A 17723-nucleotide genomic window follows, 5' to 3' on the forward strand; every position below is an offset into this window, starting at 1 on the left:
AGCGCACGCATTCTTTCCAATGAGTTAATCCGATAGTTACAATCGATAAAATCAATGACCCCACTCCCCACCCTGAAGCAGCTCCGCTATCTCGTGGCATTGGCCGAACATCATCATTTCGGTAAGGCCGCCGAGGCCTGCTTCGTCACCCAATCCACCCTAAGCGCCGGCATCCAAGAGCTGGAAACCCTGCTGGGCACGGTGCTGGTGGATCGCGGCAACCGCAGTGTGATCTTCACCCCTGTGGGTGAGGCCGTGCTGCAGCGCGCAAGAAAGCTGCTGAGTGATGCGGAGGAACTGGTGGAGGAGGCCGCCGCCGGCCGGCAGCCGCTGTCCGGCCGCCTGCGCATGGGCGTCATCCCGACGGTGGGCCCGTTCCTGCTGCCCCGCATCCTGCCCGCCCTGCGGGAGGCCTATCCGGCGCTGAAGCTGTATCTGACCGAGGACCGCACCGAACGGCTGGTCGAGCAGCTGAAGGAGGGTGCGCTGGATATCCTGCTGCTGGCCCTGCCTTACGATATCGGCGATGTCGAGACCATTACCCTTGCGGGAGACAGCTTCTATTTCTGCTGCCTGCCGGAGCATCCGCTGGCACAGCGCAACCTCGTCCCGGTGGAAGCGCTGAAGGGCGAGAATTTGCTGCTGCTGGAAGACGGGCATTGTCTGCGTGACCATGCGCTGTCCGCCTGCCGGCTGGAAGGTGCGCGGAACAGCCAGGGCTTCCGCGCCACCAGCCTGCATACGCTGGTACAGATGGTCGATAACGGGCTGGGTGTCACGCTGCTGCCAAAGCTGGCGCTGGATGGCAAGCTTCTGGACGGCACCCGTCTGGTCGCGCGGCCCATGGACGACCCGGAGGCCACGCGCGAGATCGGGCTGGTCTGGCGGCGCGGCACCGCCCGGCGCGAGGAATTCCAGCTTCTCGCCGATTTCTTGAAAGCGCAGATGGCGGCGCTATCTACCTGACCTTAAAGCTTTTCCGGCAGGACCATAGAATGATAACCAACACAGCCCGCGCCTTCTGGATTGACCGGCCCGGCAAGGGCGTGATCCGCGAGGAGAGTCTGCCGGAACCGGCCGGGGGCGAAGTGCGCGTGCGCACGCTCTACAGCGCCGTCAGCCGGGGCACGGAGAGCCTGGTGTTTCAGGGCAAGGTGCCGCAGAGCCAGTGGCAGGCGATGCGCGCCCCCTTCCAGGGCGGCTTCTTCCCCGCCCCGCTGAAATACGGCTACATCAATATCGGTGTGGTCGAGGATGGCGCCCTGCCCGCCGGCACGCCGGTCTTCTGCCTGTACCCGCATCAGGACCGCTATGTCGTGCCGGCCAATGCCGTCACCTCCCTGCCCGACAGCCTGCCGCCGGAACGTGCCGTGCTGGCCGCCAACATGGAAACCGCGATCAACGGCCTGTGGGATGCCGCCCCGCTGGTCGGCGACCGCATCGCGGTGATCGGCGCCGGCGTGGTCGGCTGTCTGGTCGCCTTCCTGGCCAGCCGCCTGCCGGGCGCACAGGTCGAGCTGATCGACATCGACCCCGCCAAGGCCGCCATTGCCGAGGCGCTGGGCATCCCCTTCGCGCTGACCCGAGACGCCAGCCGCGAGGCGGATATCGTCATCCATGCCAGCGGCAACCCGATGGGGCTGCAAAGCGCCCTCACCCTCGCCGCCTATGAGGCCACGATCCTGGAAATGAGCTGGTACGGCAGCACGCTGGTTCCTCTGCCACTGGGTGAGGAATTTCACTCCAAGAGACTGATATTAAAGTCATCACAGGTTGGCGGCGTCTCCCCGGCCCGGCGTGCGCGGCGAGGTTTTGCCGACCGCATGGCGCTGGCCCTGTCGCTGCTGGCCAATGACCGGCTGGACGCGCTGATCACCGGCGAAAGCCCGTTCGAGGAACTGCCGGACCTGATGCCCACACTCGCGTCTAACTCTGCCGGCACGCTCTGCCACCGTATCCGTTACTGAGGAACCCACCATGTTCAGCGTTACCGTCCGCGACCATTTCATGATCGCCCACAGCTTCGTGGGTGAGGTGTTCGGCCCCGCCCAGGCGCTGCATGGCGCCACCTATGTGGTGGATGTCGAGTTCCGCCGCCCGAAGCTGGACAGCGACGGCATCGTCGTCGATATCGGCCGTGCGACGGACACGCTTAAGGCCGTGCTGGCCGAGTTCAATTTCAAGAATCTGGACGAGGAAGCGCAGTTCCGTGGCCAGAACACCACCACCGAATTCATGGCGAAGGTGGTGTTCGACCGCATGGCGGAACGCATCGCGGCGGGCGATCTGGGCGCGCAGGCCGGCGGCTTGAGCGGCATGAAGGTCGCCCTGCACGAATCCCACGCCGCCTGGGCCGCCTATGAGGGCAGTCTCCCGGCGTGAGCAGCCTGCATTTCCTGCTGCCGGGCAACCCGGACACCCGCACCGGCGGCTATCTCTATGATGCCCGCATCAGCGCCGGGCTGGAGACGCTCGGCTGGGCTGTCCTTCGCCACCGGCTGGCCGACAGCTTCCCCTTCCCCGGCGCCGACGATCTGGGCCAGGCAGCCGATATCCTCGCCAGCCTGCCGGACGATGCGCTGGTGCTCATCGACGGGCTGGCGCTGGGCGTGCTGCCCGCCGTGATTGCGCCGCATACCGCGCGGCTGCGCCTCGCCGCACTGGTGCACCATCCGCTCGCCGAGGAAACCGGACTGGACGAAGCGGCCCGGCACTGGCTGTTCGAAAGCGAGAAGGCAGCGCTGGCGATGGTCCGCCATACCATCGTCACCAGCCCCTTCACCGCCACGGCGCTGGCCCCCTATGGCGTGCCGCAGGACCGCGTCACGGTGATCCTGCCCGGCACCGACCCCGCCCCGGTGGCGCAGGGCTCCGGCAACCCCGGTCTGCACATCCTGACCGTCGGTACGCTGACGCCACGCAAGGGGCATGATGTGCTGCTGACCGCGCTGGGCACACTGCTGCACCATGACTGGACGCTGAAGCTGGCCGGCGGCGCACGCGACGAGGCAACAGCAGCGCTGGTCAAAAAACTGATTCAGGACAAGGGCTTGTCGGATCGAGTCACCATGGTTGGTGAAGTCGATGGCGCGGCGCTGGCGGCCCTGTACGACCGCGCTGACCTGTTCGCGCTGGCCTCGCATTACGAGGGCTATGGCATGGTCTTCGCCGAGGCGCTGGCGCGCGGCCTGCCGGTCCTCGGCACCACCGGCGGCGCGATCCCGACCACCGTTCCGCCCGAGGCCGGGCTGCTGGTCCCGCCTGGCGATACAGATGCCTTCGCGCAAGCGCTGGGGAGGCTGATGACCGATCAAGCCCTGCGTCAGACTCTCCGCGATGGCGCGCTGACGGCACGCGATACCCTGCCGCGCTGGCCGGATCAGGCCCGCGCCCTCGCAAAGCTGCTGGAGACGCTATGAGCGGCTTCTCATCCGACTGGCTCGCCCTGCGCGCACCCTATGACGATGCGGCACGCGACAAGGCGCTGCTCGACCTTTTGCGCGACTGGCGCGTGCGGCATGGCGGGATCGGCATTCTCGATCTCGGTTGCGGCACCGGCGCCTCCCTGCGCGCGCTGGCGCCGCTGCTGCGCGGCACGCAGCGCTGGGTGATGGCGGATCATGACCCTGCCCTGCTGAAGGCGATCCCGGACCACACCGCCCGCTGGGCGTCGGCGGCTGGCCATGAGATGACGGGAGACGCTGTCACCGGCACGGGTTTCACCGCCAGTCTGGTCCCGCACCGGGCCGATCTGGCCGCCGGACTGGATGATCTGCCGCTGGACGGCGTGCGCCTGGTCACCGCCTCGGCACTGCTCGACCTGGTTTCGGCGGACTGGCTGGCAAGCCTTGTCGATCTCTGCCGGCGCCATGGCCTCGCCTGTTATGCCGCGCTGACCTATGACGGGCGGCTCGACTGGACGCCGGTGGACCGGCTGGATGCGGAGATGCACGCGCTGTTCGACCGGCACCAGCGCGGCACCAAGAGCTTCGGCCCGGCGCTGGGCCCCGATGCCGCGCAGGCCGCCACAGCCGCCTTCCGCGCCGCCGGGTTCACTGTCCAGACGGGCCGCAGCGACTGGCAGATGGAGGCCGGCGACCGCGACATGCAGGAGGCGCTGCTGGCCGGCTATGTCCAGGCTGTGCTGGAGATCGCGCCGGATCGCGCCGGGGAGATCGAACATTGGCGGCAGCGCCGTCGCTTCGCCATCGGTGCCGGCAGCAGCCGCCACCGCGTCGGCCATACCGATCTGCTGGCCCTGCCAGGCTAACTATTCTTTCTGAGGTCGAAGTCGAACAGCACATCTGCCCCCATCGGATGGATGCGGCAGGGCGGCCGCAAGGCGCTGTCCAGACTGTCGATGACCGGCAGGGTGATCGCCGGTACGCCGGAGCCGATCAGCATTGGCGCCACCGCGATCTGCAGCCGGTCCAGCAACCCGGCCTGCAGGAAGCCGGAGACGGTCCGCCCGCCGCCTTCGATGAAGATGCGGGACAAGCCCAGCCCGCGCAGCGCCGACAGGATATCGGCGGGAGCGATGCCTTCCGGCCGTGCCGGAAGCACAAACCGCTCCCCCGGCCCGTCAACGGTGCCGGTCAGCACCAGGGTGCGGACCTCGCCGTCGGTGAATATCCTGCGATCACGCGGGAGGCGGCCCATCGGGTCGATCACCGCGCGCACCGGGTTGCGGCCCGGCACATAGCGCACGGTCAGTGCCGGATCGTCCGCCGCCACCGTGCCGGCACCGACCAGCACGCAATCGGCCAGTGCGCGCAGCCGGTGCAGATGGACGATATTCTCCTGCCCGGTCACATAATGCGACTTGCCGCTGGCGGTCGCGATGCGGCCATCCAGGCTCTGCCCCAGATGGGCCAGCACCCAGGGGCCGTCCTCCAGACCGGCGCAGGGATCGCTGTCGGCCATGCTATTGCCGGATCGCCTCGGCCTCGATGATGAGATCGACCCTGTCGCCGACCCAGCCATTCTCGACCGCGTACATCATGCCGAAATCGCTGCGCTTGAAGCTGCCGCGCGCGGAGATACCGGTGACAAAATTGGGCTTGGAGAGCAGCCCGCCGCCGAACGGGTACTCAGCACTCTTGTTCCAGGTCACATCCAGCGTAACCGGCTTGGTTACGCCAAGGATGGTCAGGTCGCCGGTGACCTTCCCGGTACGCTCACCGGTCGGTTCGCTGCCGGTCATGGTGAAGACCATCTCCGGAAATTCCCCAGCATTCAGGAAGTCAGGGCCGCGCAGATGCTCGTCGCGCTTCTCGTGCGCGGTATAGACGCTGGCACTCTTGATCGTGACCGTGAGGTCGGAGAGCTGCCGCGTCTCGCGGTCGAAGCGGAAGCTGCCCTCGGCCTCGCGGAACAGGCCCAGCACCTTCGCATAACCGATGTGATCGACCAGGAAGCCGACGGACAGATGCTCCGGGTCGATCTTGTAGGCCTCCGGCGCCGCTTCGGCGCGCGCGGCGCCCAGCGTCAGCAGGGCTGCCAGCGTCAGCGCGGGAAGTTGCCGCATCAGGGTCATTGCACTCGCTCCTTCCGTTCGGTTCGGTACAGAAAGCGACTATCGATGGCGAATGAGGCAGTCACAAGGCCGGTCGCCAGTGCTGCCAGGGCAATGGCCGCGACATCCGGCAGGCCCGGCACCAGGGCCGCGACCAGCGCGATGGCCTGCACGACGAAGACGGTCTTGCGGCGCAGGCTGGGCGGCAACGGCCGGTCATAGCGCGGCATCAGCGTGAGCCAGGCCAGGAACAGGTAGCGCAGCGCGCCGCACAGCACGACCCAGGGGCCGGCTGCCGTACCTTCCGCCACCAGCAGGCACAGCACCAGGATGAGGAAGCCATCGACCTCCATATCGAAGCGCGCGCCAAAGGCACTGACCAGCCCCAGCCACCGCGCCAGCCAGCCATCCAGCCCGTCCATCGCCAGGATCGCCAGCGCCGTCAGCGGCAGCAGCCAGCCCAGATTGGCGGCTTCCTCCACGCGGCCGATGAGGCCGGCCAGCAGGCACACGCCGGCGGCGCGCAGCAGCGTGACCAGATTGGCCGCGCCAAAGCGGGTATGCGGCGCGTGGTGGGACAGCCCGCGGATCAGGAACCCGCCGATCAGCGCGAAGGGCAGCAGGCTCTGCGCGAATTGCAGCGGGTGCGCCATCTGGCCGATCAGCAGGGCCAGCATGGCTGCCGCCGTCAGCGCGACGGCCAGCACCGCGTCGCGGCGCAGACGCGGCGTTATCGCCGTACCAGCCTCGCCCGGAAACATCATCGCCCCTTGGCCTCACGATAATTCATGACAGTTCATATGCCGTAACGCTTGACCGCGCCGACCCACTCTGAAAGATGGCACTCGACATGCCGCCCTCGCCAGTTCCTACCGGCCCGGCACTTTGCAAACACATATAAGATGGACGCCCCATGAGAGACTTCCACCGTCCCGGCCGCTCGCCGGTCTATGCCCAGAACGCCGCGGTCGCCACTTCGCACCCGCAGGCCGCCCTGGCTGCCCTCAACATCCTGCAGCAGGGCGGCAACGCGGTCGATGCTGCCGTTGCCGCCGTGGCGCTGCTGGGTGTCATCGAACCGGCGATGACCGGCATCGGCGGCGATTGCTTCGTGCTCTATGTGCCGAAGGGCAAGGGCAAGGTGATCGCGCTAAACGGATCCGGCAAAGCGCCGGCCGCCGCCCATGCCGAATGGTATGCCGAGCGCGGCGAGACCACGCAGCCGCTGAACAGCCCGCATGGCGTCACCGTTCCGGGCGCCGTCGCCGCCTGGGACCGCTTGGTCGCCGACCATGGCACCAGGTCGCTGGGCGAGCTGCTGCAGCCGGCCATCAAGGCCGCCGAGGAAGGCTTCGTCGTCGCCCCGAAGGTCGGCAGCGACTGGGCCGGCGATGCACCGCGCCTGGCCGCCGATCCGGTCAGCAGCAAGATCGTGCTGGTGGACGGCAAGGCGCCGGCCATCGGCTCCGTCTTCAAGGCGCCGCTGTTGGCGGCCACGCTGAAGAAGATCGCGGCTAAGGGCCGGGACGGCTTCTACACCGGCGAGGTGGCGGAGGATATCGTCAGCCACCTGAACAGTCGCGGCGGCCTGCATACGCTGGAGGATTTCGCCAACGCCGCGCCGGAATATGTCGAGCCGATCAAGACCACCTACAAGGGCCTCGACATCTATGAATGCCCGCCGAACGGCCAGGGCATCACCGCGCTGATCATCCTGAACATCCTGTCCGGCTTCGACCTGAAGGATACCGGCCTCAGCGAGGCCGACCGCATCCATCTGCTGGCCGAGGCGACCAAGCTGGCCTATCACCAGCGCGACGACTATATCGGCGATCCGGCCCAGGTGAAGATCCCGGTGGAGAAGATCCTGAGTGCCGGCTATGCCGACGCGCTGCGCGCCCGGATCGACATGAGCAAGGCCGGCGCGCCGGTCTCCGTCGATGTGGACAGCGTGGAGCACAAGGACACGACCTATCTGTGCGTCGTGGACAAGGACGGCAACGCGATCTCCTTCATCAACTCGGTCTTCCACGGATTCGGCAGCACCATCGTTACGCCGAAGACCGGCGTGGTGCTGCAGAATCGCGGCCTGTCCTTCAAGTTCGCGCCGGGCCATGTGAATTCCATCGCGCCGGGCAAGCGGCCGATGCACACCATCATCCCGGCGATGGCGATGAAGGGCGATACCTGCGTCGGCCCGTTCGGCGTGATGGGCGGCCAGTACCAGTCTACCGGCCATGCCGGCTTCATCACTAACATGCTGGATCGCGGCATGGACATCCAGGAGGCGATGGACGCCCCCCGCACCTTTGCCTATGGCGGTCCGCTGCAGGTGGAGAACGGCGTCGATGACGCGACCATCGCCGATCTGGAAAAGCGCGGCCACACGGTCGAGCGCGCCCCGGCGAAGAAGCCGATCGGCGGCAGCCAGGCGATCTTCCGCGATCTGGAGACCGGCGTTCTGGTCGCCGGCTCCGACCCGCGCAAGGATGGCTGCGCGCTGGGCTATTAAAGGCTAGTCACCCGCCCGTGCCTCGCTCAGGGTGGCCCTGGCCGCCCTGAGCCGGCTGCGGCAGGCATGGACGAAGGCGCCATAGCCGACCGCCGTGCAGACCGCCATCATGATGATCAGCGGCCAGGCGCTGTCGGACAGCGCATGACCGATGATGAAGGTCAGCAACCCGCCCAGCGCCATCTGGGAAAAGCCCAGCAGGCCGGAGGCCGATCCGGCAACGCCCGGGTCCACGCTGACCGCGCCGGATACCCCGCTCGGCTGGCTGACGCCATTGCCCATGGCGATCAGCCCCATTGGCGCGAACAGGCCGAAGAGCGACAGCGGCAGCCAGAGTGCCGCCGCGATCATCGCCACTACCCCCACTGTCGAGATCGCCACGCCCAGCCGGATCATCCGGTCCACGCCATAGCGCATGCTGAGCCGCCCGGCGATGAAGCTGCCGGTCATGTAGCCGACCGCCACCAGGATGAAATAGATGCCGTAATCCTGCGGCGAGGCGCCGATCAGCTCGATCACCACATAGGGCGCACCACCGATGAAGGCGAAGAAGGCCCCGGTCGAGAACGCAACCGACAGCGCATAGCCGGCATAGACGGGCTGGCGCGTCAGCCGGCCATAGATGCCGATCATGGTCCCGAGGCTCGCCCCCTCAATACGCTGGAAGTTGGTTTCATGCAGCCAGCGCGTGGCAGCGGCCATGACCAGCGCGCCGAACACGGCCACGAACAGGAAGCTCGCCTGCCAGCCGAACCAGGATTCGAGATAGCCGCCGATGGCCGGCGCGATGGCCGGCGCGACCGCCATCGCCATGACGATATAGGCCAGCACGCTGGCCGCGCGGTCGCGCGTATAGATATCGCGCACCATGGCACGGGTCAGCACCATACCGGCACAGCCGCCCAGCGCCTGCGCGATGCGGCCCAGGATCAGGAATTCGACCGTCGGCGCCACCATCGCTACCAGGCTGGACAGCACCTAGAGCGTCAGCCCGCCCAGCAGCACAGGCCGCCGGCCGAACCGGTCGGACAGCGGGCCATAAAACAGCTGCCCCACCGCCACGCCCGCCAGGAACAGCGTCAGGCTGAGCTGGATCGTCGCGTAATCGGTGGCGAAGACGCGCGCCATGTTCGGCATGGAGGGCTGAAAGATATTCAGCGCCAGCGGTCCGGTCATGGTCACCGCGATCAGCATCGCGGTCGGCGGCGTCCGGCGTTCCAAATTCATTCGGTACCAAAAACAGACGGGCAAATTGGCGACAGGAAATTGTCTGGCGCGGTGTCTTCCCGCAAAAGTAGCACGAGATTTCAAAACTCAATATCCCGCCTGTAAGGAGCATTCACAAAAAACATCCATGCGGCTACTCGCGCGGGCATGGCGCTGCCGCTTCCCTGAAACCGGGAAAGGCACTAGCTTGTTGGCCAATCAACAAACCCATCCAAGGAATTCCCAGAGGAACCCCATGACTGGTCCGAAAACCCTGCTTGAGATGTCCGGCGCGCCGCTGACGCCGTCTGCCCTGTCCGCTGCCGCCATCGTCTCGATCGATTGCCAGAACGAATATGTGAATGGTGCGCTGGCTCTGCCCGGCGTGGCGAGCGCGCTGGCCGAATGCGCCCGGGTGATCGCCGCCGCGCGCGCTGCCGGCACGCCGATCATCCATATCGCCCATCGCGGCAAGGCCGGCGGGGCGTTCGATCCCGATGCCCCGCGCGGACAGATCGCCGAACCGGTAAAGCCGGCGGAGGGCGAGACGGTGATCTGGAAGCCGCTGCCCAACGCCTTCGCCCAGACCGATCTGGACGCGGCGGTGAAGGCCACTGGCCGCAAGGAGCTGATCCTGGTCGGCTTCATGACGCATATGTGCGTCAGCTCCACGGCGCGCGCGGCGCTCGATCTCGGCTATCGCTGCACCATCGTGGAGGCCGCCTGCGCCACCCGCGACCTGCCGGCGCCCGGCGGCGGGACCATCGGCGCGGCGGAACTGCACCGCGCCTCGCTGGCGGCACTGGCCGACCGCTTCGCCATCATCGCGCCGAACGCGGCTTCGCTGCCGGCCTAAGCGGTGATGGCGCAGGCATGACCGGCCCGCGACACCATCTCCGGACCGGTCTTGCCTGCCTGCTGCTGGTGCTGTTGCTCATGCCGCTGGGCGGCTGCGGTACCAATATCGCCCGCAGCGCCGCCTGCGAGCGCTTCCTGTCGGTGCTGGAGCCGGGCTATGACCGCATCGAGTGGCTGCGCTGGCGCCACCCCGAGGGCACGCTGAACAATGTACGCGGCGAGTACCGGCTGGCAGGCAGCGGGGTCACCCGCTGGATTCGCTGCGATTTCGCCGCCGAGGCGCAGGAGGATGGCAGCTTCGCGCTGATCCGGCTGGAGACCGACCGCGAGGGTGTGCTGACGCCGGTACAGCGGCACATGCTGTTCCTGGCGCTGCGGCTGGCCGGCCCGGCCCCGGAGCGCCCCGCCTCCCCCTGGCAACCGGCCGCCTACTTCTTCCAGCAGCTGCTGAACGCGCTGACCGTGGCCAGCCCCTACGCGCTGCTGGCGGCGGGCTTCACGCTGATCTACGGCATCATCGGACGGATCAACTTCGCCTTCGGCGAGATGGCGATGCTGGGCGCCTATGTCACCGTGCTGCTGGCCGTGCTGGCGGGCGAGGCCGGAGGGGTCCTCACCAATCCGCTGGTACTGCTGGGCCTGCTGGCCGCCGTCATGGCGATCACCGGCTTCTATGGCTGGCAAAGCGAACGGCTGGTGTTCCGCCCGCTGCGCGGCAGCCCGTCCCATGCCGTGCTGATCGCCGCCATCGGCCTGTCGATCCTGCTGCAGGAGGGCGTCCGGCTGGTCCAGGGCACGCGCGACCGCTGGCTGCAACCGGTGTTCTCGGCGCGTTACCGCATCGCCGACAGCGGCGATTTCGCGGTCTATGCCAGCCTCGGCCAGCTGGTGCTGATCGCAACCGCCGGACTGCTGCTGGCCGGGTTGCTGTTCCTGCTTGCCCGGCACCGCACCGGCCGGGCGATCCGGGCCTGCGGCGAGGATGCGCGCATGGCGGCGCTCCTGGGCGTGGATGTGGACCGCACGGTGGCGCTGTGCTTTGCCATCGGCAGCGCCCTTGCCGCGGCGGCCGGCCTGCTGCTGGCGCTCTATTATGGCGGGGTGAACTTCCACATGGGTTTCCTGATCGGCTTCAAGGCGCTGGCGGCGGCCATTATCGGCGGCATCGGCTCAGTTCCGGGGGCGATCCTCGGCGCCATTGTCATCGGCGCGCTGGAGACCTTCTGGTCCGCCTATTTTACCGGGGCCTACAAAGATGTATCGGTGTTCGCCCTGCTGGCCGTGATACTGATCTTCCGCCCACACGGGCTGTTGGGCAGGCGTAAGGAGCGCGGCGACTGAGGCGTTGCCTCCGCCTGCCGGCGGTGACAGGCTACAGGGTCAATTCAGAACGATAATCAATCAAGGGCTTGGACATGGGTTTCGATGTGGCGCGCGCACGGGCGGAGACACCGGGCTGCGAGACGGTCATTCATCTGGCGAATGGCGGGGCCGGGCTGATGCCGGCACCGGTGCTGAAGGCGGTGAAGGACCATCTGGATCTGGAAGCGCAGATCGGCGGCTATGAGGCGCGGCGCGCGCGGGACAAAGAGGTCGAGGGGCTGTACGAAAGCGCGGCGCGCTATTTCAACTGCTCGACCGACGAGATCGCCTCGGTGGAGAACGCGACTGTCGCCTGGGACATGGCCTTCTATTCCATGTCCTTCAAACCGGGCGACCGCATCCTGACCGCCGCGGCCGAATATGCCAGCAACTATATCGCCTATCTGCAGGTGGCCAAGCGCACCGGCGCAGTGGTCGAAGTGGTGCCGAACGACAATAGCGGCCAGCTCGACGTCAAGGCGCTGGAGAACATGATCGACAGCCGGGTGAAGCTGATCAGCGTCACCCATGTGCCGACCAATGGCGGGCTGGTGAACCCGGCCGCCGCCATCGGCAAGGTCGCCCGCGCCGCCGGCATCCCCTACTTGCTGGATGCCTGCCAGTCCTTCGGCCAGATGAAGCTGGACATGCAGGAGATCGGCTGTGACATGGCCTCCGTCACCGGCCGCAAATACATGCGCGGCCCGCGCGGCACCGGCCTGCTCTATGTCCGCAAGTCGATGCTCGATAAGCTGGAGCCACCCTTCCTCGACCTGCATTCGGCGCTGTGGACCGGCCCCGACAGCTACGAGATGCAGCCAAACGCAAAGCGCTTCGAGAACTGGGAGAAATATGTCGCCGGCCAGATTGGCCTGAAGACCGCCATCGACTATGCGATGGGCTGGGGCATCGACGCCATCGAGGCGCGCGTGACAGCACTGGCCGATGGTTTCCGCGACAAGCTCTCCGCTATTCCCGGCGTCACCGTGCGCGATCTGGGGGAGAAGCGCTGCGGCATCGTCACCTTCACCCGCGACGGCGTGGAACCGGAGGCGATCATGGCGGCGATGACCGCCAACAAGATCAACTGTTCGGTCTCGCGCATCACCTCGACCCGTATCGACATGACCCAGCGCGGGCTGGAGAAGGTGCTCCGCACCGGCGTGCATTACTACAACAACGATGCCGAGTTGGACCGCTTCCTGGAGGTTCTGGAAAGCGTGAAATAACAGGGGATTAAGGCCCCCAGCCCTCCAAATGACGCTGCTGCATGGCTGCGGGCTCTCCCATGCTATCTTTGCGTTACTCTCGCGCGGCGCCCGGCGCGATGCTGCCGCTGGCCGTATCGTACGGCCCGTGCCGGACGGCGAAAGGCGCCCCGTTTCGGGGAGTCCGCCCTGTCGTCGATGCGAACCGTCCGGCGGCAACTCGTGTTCCAAGGGCCACTCCGGTCATGAACGCGCTTCTGATGCTCGGCCTCGCCGTGCTGCTGCTTGCGTCCTTCGTCTTCTTCTCGCGCTACCTGAAACAGCTCTCCCTCCGCCCCAACGGCAAGGTCCTCGGGACCGGCGGCCAGGGCACCGTGGGCGATGCCAGCTGGTTTGAGATGCTGGTGATCGGCGACCTGATCCTGCTGATCAGCGCGCTGATCTTCGGCATCAAGGGCACCATGGCCCTCTTTTAAGAGCCTAGGGCACCACGCCCTCAGGCTGCGCCAGGGCATGCGTGGCAATGGCGCCGGCATGGGTGAGCCAGATATCGTCGCGCCGTGACGCGATGTGGCTGAGAGCCCGCCGCAGATGGCGCAGCCGGTGCGGCTGGCCGACGATATAGGCATGCAAGGCGATACCGAAGACCAGTGGCTGGTTTTCGGATTGGCGGAGCATTTCCTCGAACGCATCGACGATCATGTCGGCAAAGACATCGCCCTCCACCTTGCGTGCGACAATCGCCGGTATGTCGTTGATTTCCTGGGGATAAGGCATAGCCAGAATACGCCCCTGCCTTGTCTTCATCCAGATCGGCTGGTCATCCGCGCACCAGTCCAGCACATAGCTGTAGCCGGCCTCCTGCAGCAGGTCGGGCGTCAAACGGCTCTCCGATATCCAGGGACCGAGCCAGCCTTGCGGGCGCCTGCCCTCATGCCGTTCGATGATCGTGGTCGCCTCCGCGATCAACGCGCGCTCCGCCGCCTCGTCCAGCACGCCCTGCCGTTCGGCGTTGGTGCGGCCATGCCCCACCACCTCGTCACCGCGCGCCCGGAAGGCGTCCATCAGCTGCGGGCAATAGCCGTAGATCTCGCTGTTCACCAGCACGCTGACCGGCAGCTTCAGCTCGTCGAACAGCTCCAGCATGCGCCAGGCGCCGACCCGGTTGCCATAGTCGCGCCAGGCATAGTTCAGTACGTCGGGTTGCGGCCCACCCGGTGCCAGCTCCGCGCCCAGCCCCTCGCCAAAGGCGAAATGCTCCAGATTCAGCGCGATATAGACGGCCAGCCGCTTCTCACCCGGCCAGCGGTAGTCCGGCCGGCCGACAATGGGCACATACTCATAGCGGCCATGGGTCGGGAGCATTCAAACCTCGCGAAGTGGATGTTAAGGTTGCGCCGAAATCCGAAGAAACAGGAGCATAGCGCATGACCGATATAGCGTCCCAGTCTGCAGCACGGCCCAACCTGGTCGGCCCGCTGATCGACGAGGCGCGGCTGTGGGACCGCCACGAGACGCTGGGCGCCATTGGCGGCACGCCCAAGGGCGGCGTGAACCGGCAGGCGCTGACCGGCGAGGAGGTGGAGGCCCGCAAGCTGATCGCCAGCTGGGCGAAGGGGTTGGGCTTCAGCATCGCCACCGACCCGATCGGCAACATGTTCATCCGGCGCGAGGGCACCGATCCCGACGCCGCGCCCGTGGTTTCCGGCTCGCACATCGACACCCAGCCGACCGGCGGCAAATATGACGGCGCCTATGGCGTGCTGGCCGCCTTCGAGGTGCTGGAAGCGCTCGAGCGCAACGGCGTGAAGACCCGCCGGCCGCTGGAAGTCGGTATCTGGATGAATGAGGAAGGCAGCCGCTTCCAGCCGGGCTGCGTCGGTTCCGGCGTGTTCACCGGGCGCAAGAATCTGGACGAAATCCTGGCCATGACCGACCGCGCCGGCATCACCGTGCGCGACGCGCTTGAGCCTTGCCTGGCCGCCACGCCAGACGCCACCCGCCGTCCGCTGGGCACGCCGATCCACGCCTATCTGGAGGCCCATATCGAGCAGGGGCCGCGTCTGGAGGCCGAAGGGCTGCAGATCGGCGTCGTCACCTCGATCCAGGGCATGCGCCGCTTCGAGATCGACATCGAGGGCGAGGAAGCCCATGCCGGCACCACGCCGCGCGCCAATCGCAAGGACGCACTGTCCGCCGCCGTGCGTGTGATAGCGGCGCTGGAGGAGCTGATGCACGATCCGGACGACGTCGTGCGCTTCACCGTCGGCCGCATGGAGGTCTCGCCCGGCTCCCCCAACGTGGTGCCCGGCCATGTGCATTTCAGCATCGATTTCCGCCATCCCGACATGGAAGTGCTGAAGCAGCGCGGCGACGCGGTGGAGCGGATCGCCAAGGAAAAGGCCGCCCCCTGCCCGGTCACGGTGAAGGGTTTCGGCACCAACCCGCCGGTGCATTTCCCGAAGCAGGTTGTGGATACGGTGCGCCGCGCCGCCGAACGGCTGGAGCTGCCCTCGATGGACATGCCCTCGGGTGCTGGCCACGATGCCGGCCTGATCAGCGCGGTGGCGCCGGTCGGCATGGTGTTCGTGCCCTGCGAGAAGGGCATCAGCCATAACGAGCTGGAGCGCGCCAGCGCCAGCGACCTGGCCGCCGGCGCCCGTGTGCTGGCCGAGGCCATGGTGGAACTGGCGAACAGCTGACCGAGAGCGCACGCCGCCTTATGCTTCGAGACGCGGCCCGCCAAGAAATCTTGGCGGGCCGCTCCTCAGCATGAGATCACCAGGGGGCACTGCCGGTATTCCAACCATGACCTCGTCCTGAGGAGCCCGCTTCAGCGGGCGTCTCGAAGGACATGGGGGCAGGCATCCAGCCTTGCTACTGCATCGGGCGCGGGCGGGTTGGGTCGTCCTCGTCTTCCTCCGCCGGCTGATCGCGGGTCGGGCCGGCCTGATGGTGGACGAGGCGCCACTCCCCCTCTTCCCGGACGAACAGGTTGGTGGCGATCAGGAAGCCCTCGGAGAACGCCTCGAAGCAGGTGACATAGCCGGCCTCGCCCAGCACGAAGGCGCGGGCATCGCGCGGGGTGACGGATGGTGCGTTGCCGGTATTGCCCAGAATGCCGCGCCAGCTTTCCATCACCGCCTCACGGCCTTCCAGTACGCCCCAGCCGGGATGAATGCAGGCTACCGGCGCGCGGCGGGCCCACAGTGCTTCCATCGCCGGATAATCCCGTCCGGCGAAGGCCGCGTAGAACGCCTCGTTGGCGAACAGCAGCGCCATCCGTTCGTGCATGATTGCCCCCTTGCCCCGACCTGCAGCCCTTATCCTTGCACCATTGCCTTATAGCCATAGATGGTGTTTCTGCAGGGCCATGGAAGATGACGATCTGCAGGAACGGCTGCGTACCGTGCTGAAAGGCTGCGCCCGGAATGGCGAGACCATCGCCTATCTGGAGCTTGCCCATGCCGGCGGCATGCAGCCGCCGCATCTGGTGCACCGCGTGACCGAGGCGCTGGAGGAGATGGTCCGCGCCGACCATGCCGCCGGGCGACCCTTGCTGGCGGCCATGGCGACACGCAAGGACGGGCTGATCCCCGGCCGCGGCTTCTTCTGGCTGCTGAACGAGCTGGGACGCTATGAGGGCCCGCCGGAGGGGGATGAGGCCATCGCCCATTACCGGACCCTGCTGGCGGAGGCAATCGCCTATTGGTCCGCAGACAGTGCAGGCGGCCATGCGGGTTGAGCCGTTCCCGCGATGCGAGCAACCCGTTATGCTGCCCGCGAGCTTTTAGGAGAACATCGTGCGCCGCTATTCGATCTGGGCCCTGGCCCGCAACGCGCTTGGCTATCATGAGGGGTGGGAGCGCGCCTGGCGTAGCCCCGACCCGAAGCCGGAATATGACGTCCTCATCATCGGCGGCGGCGGGCATGGGCTGGCGACCGCCTATTATCTGGCCAAGGAATACGGCATCACCAATGTCGCCGTGCTGGAAAAGGGCTGGATTGGCGGCGGCAATACCGGGCGCAACACCACTATCGTGCGCTCCAACTATCTGTGGGACGAGAGTGCCGCCCTCTACGAGCATTCGCTGAAGCTGTGGGAAGGGCTGAGCCAGGACATCAATTACAATGTGATGTTCAGCCAGCGCGGCGTCATGAACCTGGCGCACAACCTGCACGATCTGCGCGAGCTGAAGCGCCGGGCGCATGCCAACCGGCTGAATGGCATCGACTGCGACTTCCTGAGCCGCGAGCAGGTCGGCGAGTTCTGCCCGCTGATCAATCTGTCGCCCGACATCCGCCACCCGGTTCTGGGTGCCACCCTGCAGCGGCGCGGCGGCGTCGCGCGCCACGATGCGGTGGCCTGGGGCTATGCCCGTGCCGCCGATGCGCGCGGCGTCGATATCCTGCAGAACTGCGAGGTCACCGCCATCCTGCGCGAGGGCGGCAAGGTCACCGGCGTCGAGACCAGCCGGGGCACCATCCGCGCGAAGAAGGTGGGCATCGTCACCGCCGGCCATTCCGGCGTGCTGGCCGGCATGGCGGGCTTCCGCCTGCCGGTGGAGAGCCACCCGCTGCAGGCGCTGGTGTCGGAGCCGGTGAAGCCGATCCTCGACACGGTGGTCATGTCGAACACGGTGCATGCCTATGTCAGCCAGTCGGACAAGGGCGAGCTGGTGATCGGCGCCGGCATCGACACCTACACCTCCTATTCGCAGCGCGGCGGCTTCAACGTGGTCGAGGACACGCTGCACGCCATCGTCGAGATGTTCCCGATGTTCAGCCGGATGCGGATGCTGCGGCAATGGGGCGGCATCGTCGATACCTGCCCGGATGCCAGCCCGATCCTGTCGAAGACTCCGGTCGAGGGGCTGTTCATCAATTGCGGCTGGGGCACCGGCGGCTTCAAGGCCACGCCCGGCTCCGGCCATGTCTTCGCCCACACCATCGCGCGCGGCGAGCCGCATCCGCTGGCCGCTCCCTTCAGCCTGGAGCGCTTCACCACTGGCAAGCTGGTGGACGAGCATGGCGCCGCCGCCGTCGCCCATTGAGGATCAAG

The 17723-nt window shown here is 66.9% G+C and carries 18 protein-coding genes and 1 pseudogene; 13 read left to right on the forward strand and 6 right to left on the reverse strand.

The features are described 5' to 3' along the window. The first annotated feature begins 54 nt into the window (after positions 1-54). From MK313_RS04270 to MK313_RS04290, 5 genes are read left to right on the forward strand one after another with little or no spacing between them, the layout of a single operon-like run. Positions 55-966, forward strand: coding sequence for a hydrogen peroxide-inducible genes activator (locus MK313_RS04270; protein ID WP_121218257.1), 912 nt, complete (start codon positions 55-57; stop codon positions 964-966). A gap of 29 nt (positions 967-995) precedes the next feature. Then, positions 996-1967 carry a zinc-dependent alcohol dehydrogenase gene (locus MK313_RS04275; RefSeq protein WP_220660218.1) on the forward strand — a complete coding sequence of 324 codons (972 nt, stop codon included), beginning with the start codon at positions 996-998 and terminating at the stop codon, positions 1965-1967. Between the two features lie 10 nt (positions 1968-1977). Beyond that, a complete protein-coding gene (locus MK313_RS04280) occupies positions 1978-2382 on the forward strand; it encodes a 6-pyruvoyl trahydropterin synthase family protein (protein WP_121218259.1) in 405 nt (134 codons plus the stop codon). After that, positions 2379-3419 (forward strand): glycosyltransferase family 4 protein, encoded by a 1041-nt coding sequence (locus MK313_RS04285; RefSeq protein ID WP_287780236.1) that lies wholly within the window; start codon positions 2379-2381, stop codon positions 3417-3419. Before MK313_RS04280 ends, MK313_RS04285 begins: the two co-directional genes overlap by 4 nt. Further along, positions 3416-4270, forward strand: coding sequence for a class I SAM-dependent methyltransferase (locus MK313_RS04290; protein WP_287780237.1), 855 nt, complete (start codon positions 3416-3418; stop codon positions 4268-4270). The genes MK313_RS04285 and MK313_RS04290 overlap by 4 nt, the downstream gene beginning before the upstream one ends. Here MK313_RS04290 and MK313_RS04295 read toward each other — a convergent pair. Genes MK313_RS04295 through MK313_RS04305 form a run of 3 tightly spaced genes read right to left on the reverse strand, consistent with a single transcriptional unit; the run spans position 4267 to position 6279 of the window. Continuing rightward, positions 4267-4923: a RibD family protein gene (locus tag MK313_RS04295; RefSeq protein ID WP_287780238.1), complete on the reverse strand. Its 657-nt coding sequence runs from the start codon at positions 4921-4923 to the stop codon at positions 4267-4269. The genes MK313_RS04290 and MK313_RS04295 overlap by 4 nt on opposite strands. Before the next feature lies 1 nt (position 4924). Beyond that, positions 4925-5536, reverse strand: coding sequence for a YceI family protein (locus tag MK313_RS04300; RefSeq protein ID WP_287780239.1), 612 nt, complete (start codon positions 5534-5536; stop codon positions 4925-4927). Continuing rightward, positions 5533-6279 carry a CDP-alcohol phosphatidyltransferase family protein gene (locus MK313_RS04305; RefSeq protein ID WP_287780240.1) on the reverse strand — a complete coding sequence of 249 codons (747 nt, stop codon included), beginning with the start codon at positions 6277-6279 and terminating at the stop codon, positions 5533-5535. The genes MK313_RS04300 and MK313_RS04305 overlap by 4 nt, the downstream gene beginning before the upstream one ends. Positions 6280-6428: 149 nt before the next feature. Between MK313_RS04305 and ggt the strand changes: the two genes are divergently transcribed. Then, a complete protein-coding gene (ggt, locus tag MK313_RS04310) occupies positions 6429-8027 on the forward strand; it encodes a gamma-glutamyltransferase (protein WP_287780241.1) in 1599 nt (532 codons plus the stop codon). A gap of 3 nt (positions 8028-8030) precedes the next feature. Here the strand turns inward: ggt and MK313_RS04315 are convergent. Beyond that, positions 8031-9254: pseudogene (locus tag MK313_RS04315) on the reverse strand (multidrug effflux MFS transporter). 235 nt (positions 9255-9489) lie between these two features. Here MK313_RS04315 and MK313_RS04320 point away from each other — a divergent pair. From MK313_RS04320 to MK313_RS04335, 4 genes are all read left to right on the forward strand, one after another. Beyond that, complete coding sequence (locus tag MK313_RS04320) at positions 9490-10089, forward strand: cysteine hydrolase family protein (RefSeq protein WP_287780242.1); 600 nt, start codon at positions 9490-9492, stop codon at positions 10087-10089. Between the two features lie 17 nt (positions 10090-10106). Next, positions 10107-11432 (forward strand): branched-chain amino acid ABC transporter permease, encoded by a 1326-nt coding sequence (locus tag MK313_RS04325; RefSeq protein WP_287780243.1) that lies wholly within the window; start codon positions 10107-10109, stop codon positions 11430-11432. Between the two features lie 74 nt (positions 11433-11506). Then, a complete protein-coding gene (locus tag MK313_RS04330) occupies positions 11507-12682 on the forward strand; it encodes an aminotransferase class V-fold PLP-dependent enzyme (RefSeq protein WP_287780244.1) in 1176 nt (391 codons plus the stop codon). Between the two features lie 224 nt (positions 12683-12906). Beyond that, entirely contained in the window at positions 12907-13137 is a 231-nt protein-coding gene (locus MK313_RS04335; protein ID WP_008944319.1) for a hypothetical protein, read from the forward strand. Between the two features lie 4 nt (positions 13138-13141). On the opposite strand, the gene MK313_RS04340 is transcribed toward MK313_RS04335, so the two are convergent. Next, complete coding sequence (locus MK313_RS04340; RefSeq protein ID WP_287780245.1) at positions 13142-14026, reverse strand: polysaccharide deacetylase family protein; 885 nt, start codon at positions 14024-14026, stop codon at positions 13142-13144. A 62-nt stretch (positions 14027-14088) separates the two neighbouring features. Here MK313_RS04340 and MK313_RS04345 point away from each other — a divergent pair, with 62 nt between their 5' ends. Continuing rightward, positions 14089-15363, forward strand: coding sequence for a M20 family metallo-hydrolase (locus tag MK313_RS04345; protein ID WP_121218283.1), 1275 nt, complete (start codon positions 14089-14091; stop codon positions 15361-15363). A gap of 175 nt (positions 15364-15538) precedes the next feature. On the opposite strand, the gene MK313_RS04350 is transcribed toward MK313_RS04345, so the two are convergent. Further along, entirely contained in the window at positions 15539-15955 is a 417-nt protein-coding gene (locus MK313_RS04350) for a nuclear transport factor 2 family protein (RefSeq protein ID WP_287780246.1), read from the reverse strand. Positions 15956-16034: 79 nt separating this feature from the next. Here MK313_RS04350 and MK313_RS04355 point away from each other — a divergent pair, with 79 nt between their 5' ends. Then, positions 16035-16406: a hypothetical protein gene (locus tag MK313_RS04355; RefSeq protein ID WP_287780247.1), complete on the forward strand. Its 372-nt coding sequence runs from the start codon at positions 16035-16037 to the stop codon at positions 16404-16406. A 58-nt stretch (positions 16407-16464) separates the two neighbouring features. Further along, entirely contained in the window at positions 16465-17715 is a 1251-nt protein-coding gene (locus tag MK313_RS04360; protein WP_287780248.1) for a sarcosine oxidase subunit beta family protein, read from the forward strand. Positions 17716-17723 lie beyond the last annotated feature (8 nt).

The organism is Oceanibaculum sp., assembly GCF_022449305.1.
Classification (GTDB): domain Bacteria; phylum Pseudomonadota; class Alphaproteobacteria; order Oceanibaculales; family Oceanibaculaceae; genus Oceanibaculum; species Oceanibaculum indicum.

Bases quoted from the DNA above. Each gene is read 5' to 3' on its own strand.
- MK313_RS04330 (WP_287780244.1), top strand. From the start codon at position 11,507: ATGGGTTTCGATGTGGCGCGCGCACGGGCGGAGACACCGGGCTGCGAG.
- ggt (WP_287780241.1), top strand. From the start codon at position 6,429: ATGAGAGACTTCCACCGTCCCGGCCGCTCGCCGGTCTATGCCCAGAAC.
- MK313_RS04305 (WP_287780240.1), bottom strand. From the start codon at position 6,279: ATGATGTTTCCGGGCGAGGCTGGTACGGCGATAACGCCGCGTCTGCGC.
- MK313_RS04340 (WP_287780245.1), bottom strand. From the start codon at position 14,026: ATGCTCCCGACCCATGGCCGCTATGAGTATGTGCCCATTGTCGGCCGG.
- MK313_RS04325 (WP_287780243.1), top strand. From the start codon at position 10,107: ATGACCGGCCCGCGACACCATCTCCGGACCGGTCTTGCCTGCCTGCTG.
- MK313_RS04295 (WP_287780238.1), bottom strand. From the start codon at position 4,923: ATGGCCGACAGCGATCCCTGCGCCGGTCTGGAGGACGGCCCCTGGGTG.
- MK313_RS04270 (WP_121218257.1), top strand. From the start codon at position 55: ATGACCCCACTCCCCACCCTGAAGCAGCTCCGCTATCTCGTGGCATTG.
- MK313_RS04280 (WP_121218259.1), top strand. From the start codon at position 1,978: ATGTTCAGCGTTACCGTCCGCGACCATTTCATGATCGCCCACAGCTTC.
- MK313_RS04350 (WP_287780246.1), bottom strand. From the start codon at position 15,955: ATGCACGAACGGATGGCGCTGCTGTTCGCCAACGAGGCGTTCTACGCG.
- MK313_RS04275 (WP_220660218.1), top strand. From the start codon at position 996: ATGATAACCAACACAGCCCGCGCCTTCTGGATTGACCGGCCCGGCAAG.
- MK313_RS04355 (WP_287780247.1), top strand. From the start codon at position 16,035: ATGGAAGATGACGATCTGCAGGAACGGCTGCGTACCGTGCTGAAAGGC.
- MK313_RS04345 (WP_121218283.1), top strand. From the start codon at position 14,089: ATGACCGATATAGCGTCCCAGTCTGCAGCACGGCCCAACCTGGTCGGC.
- MK313_RS04320 (WP_287780242.1), top strand. From the start codon at position 9,490: ATGACTGGTCCGAAAACCCTGCTTGAGATGTCCGGCGCGCCGCTGACG.
- MK313_RS04290 (WP_287780237.1), top strand. From the start codon at position 3,416: ATGAGCGGCTTCTCATCCGACTGGCTCGCCCTGCGCGCACCCTATGAC.
- MK313_RS04300 (WP_287780239.1), bottom strand. From the start codon at position 5,536: ATGACCCTGATGCGGCAACTTCCCGCGCTGACGCTGGCAGCCCTGCTG.
- MK313_RS04335 (WP_008944319.1), top strand. From the start codon at position 12,907: ATGAACGCGCTTCTGATGCTCGGCCTCGCCGTGCTGCTGCTTGCGTCC.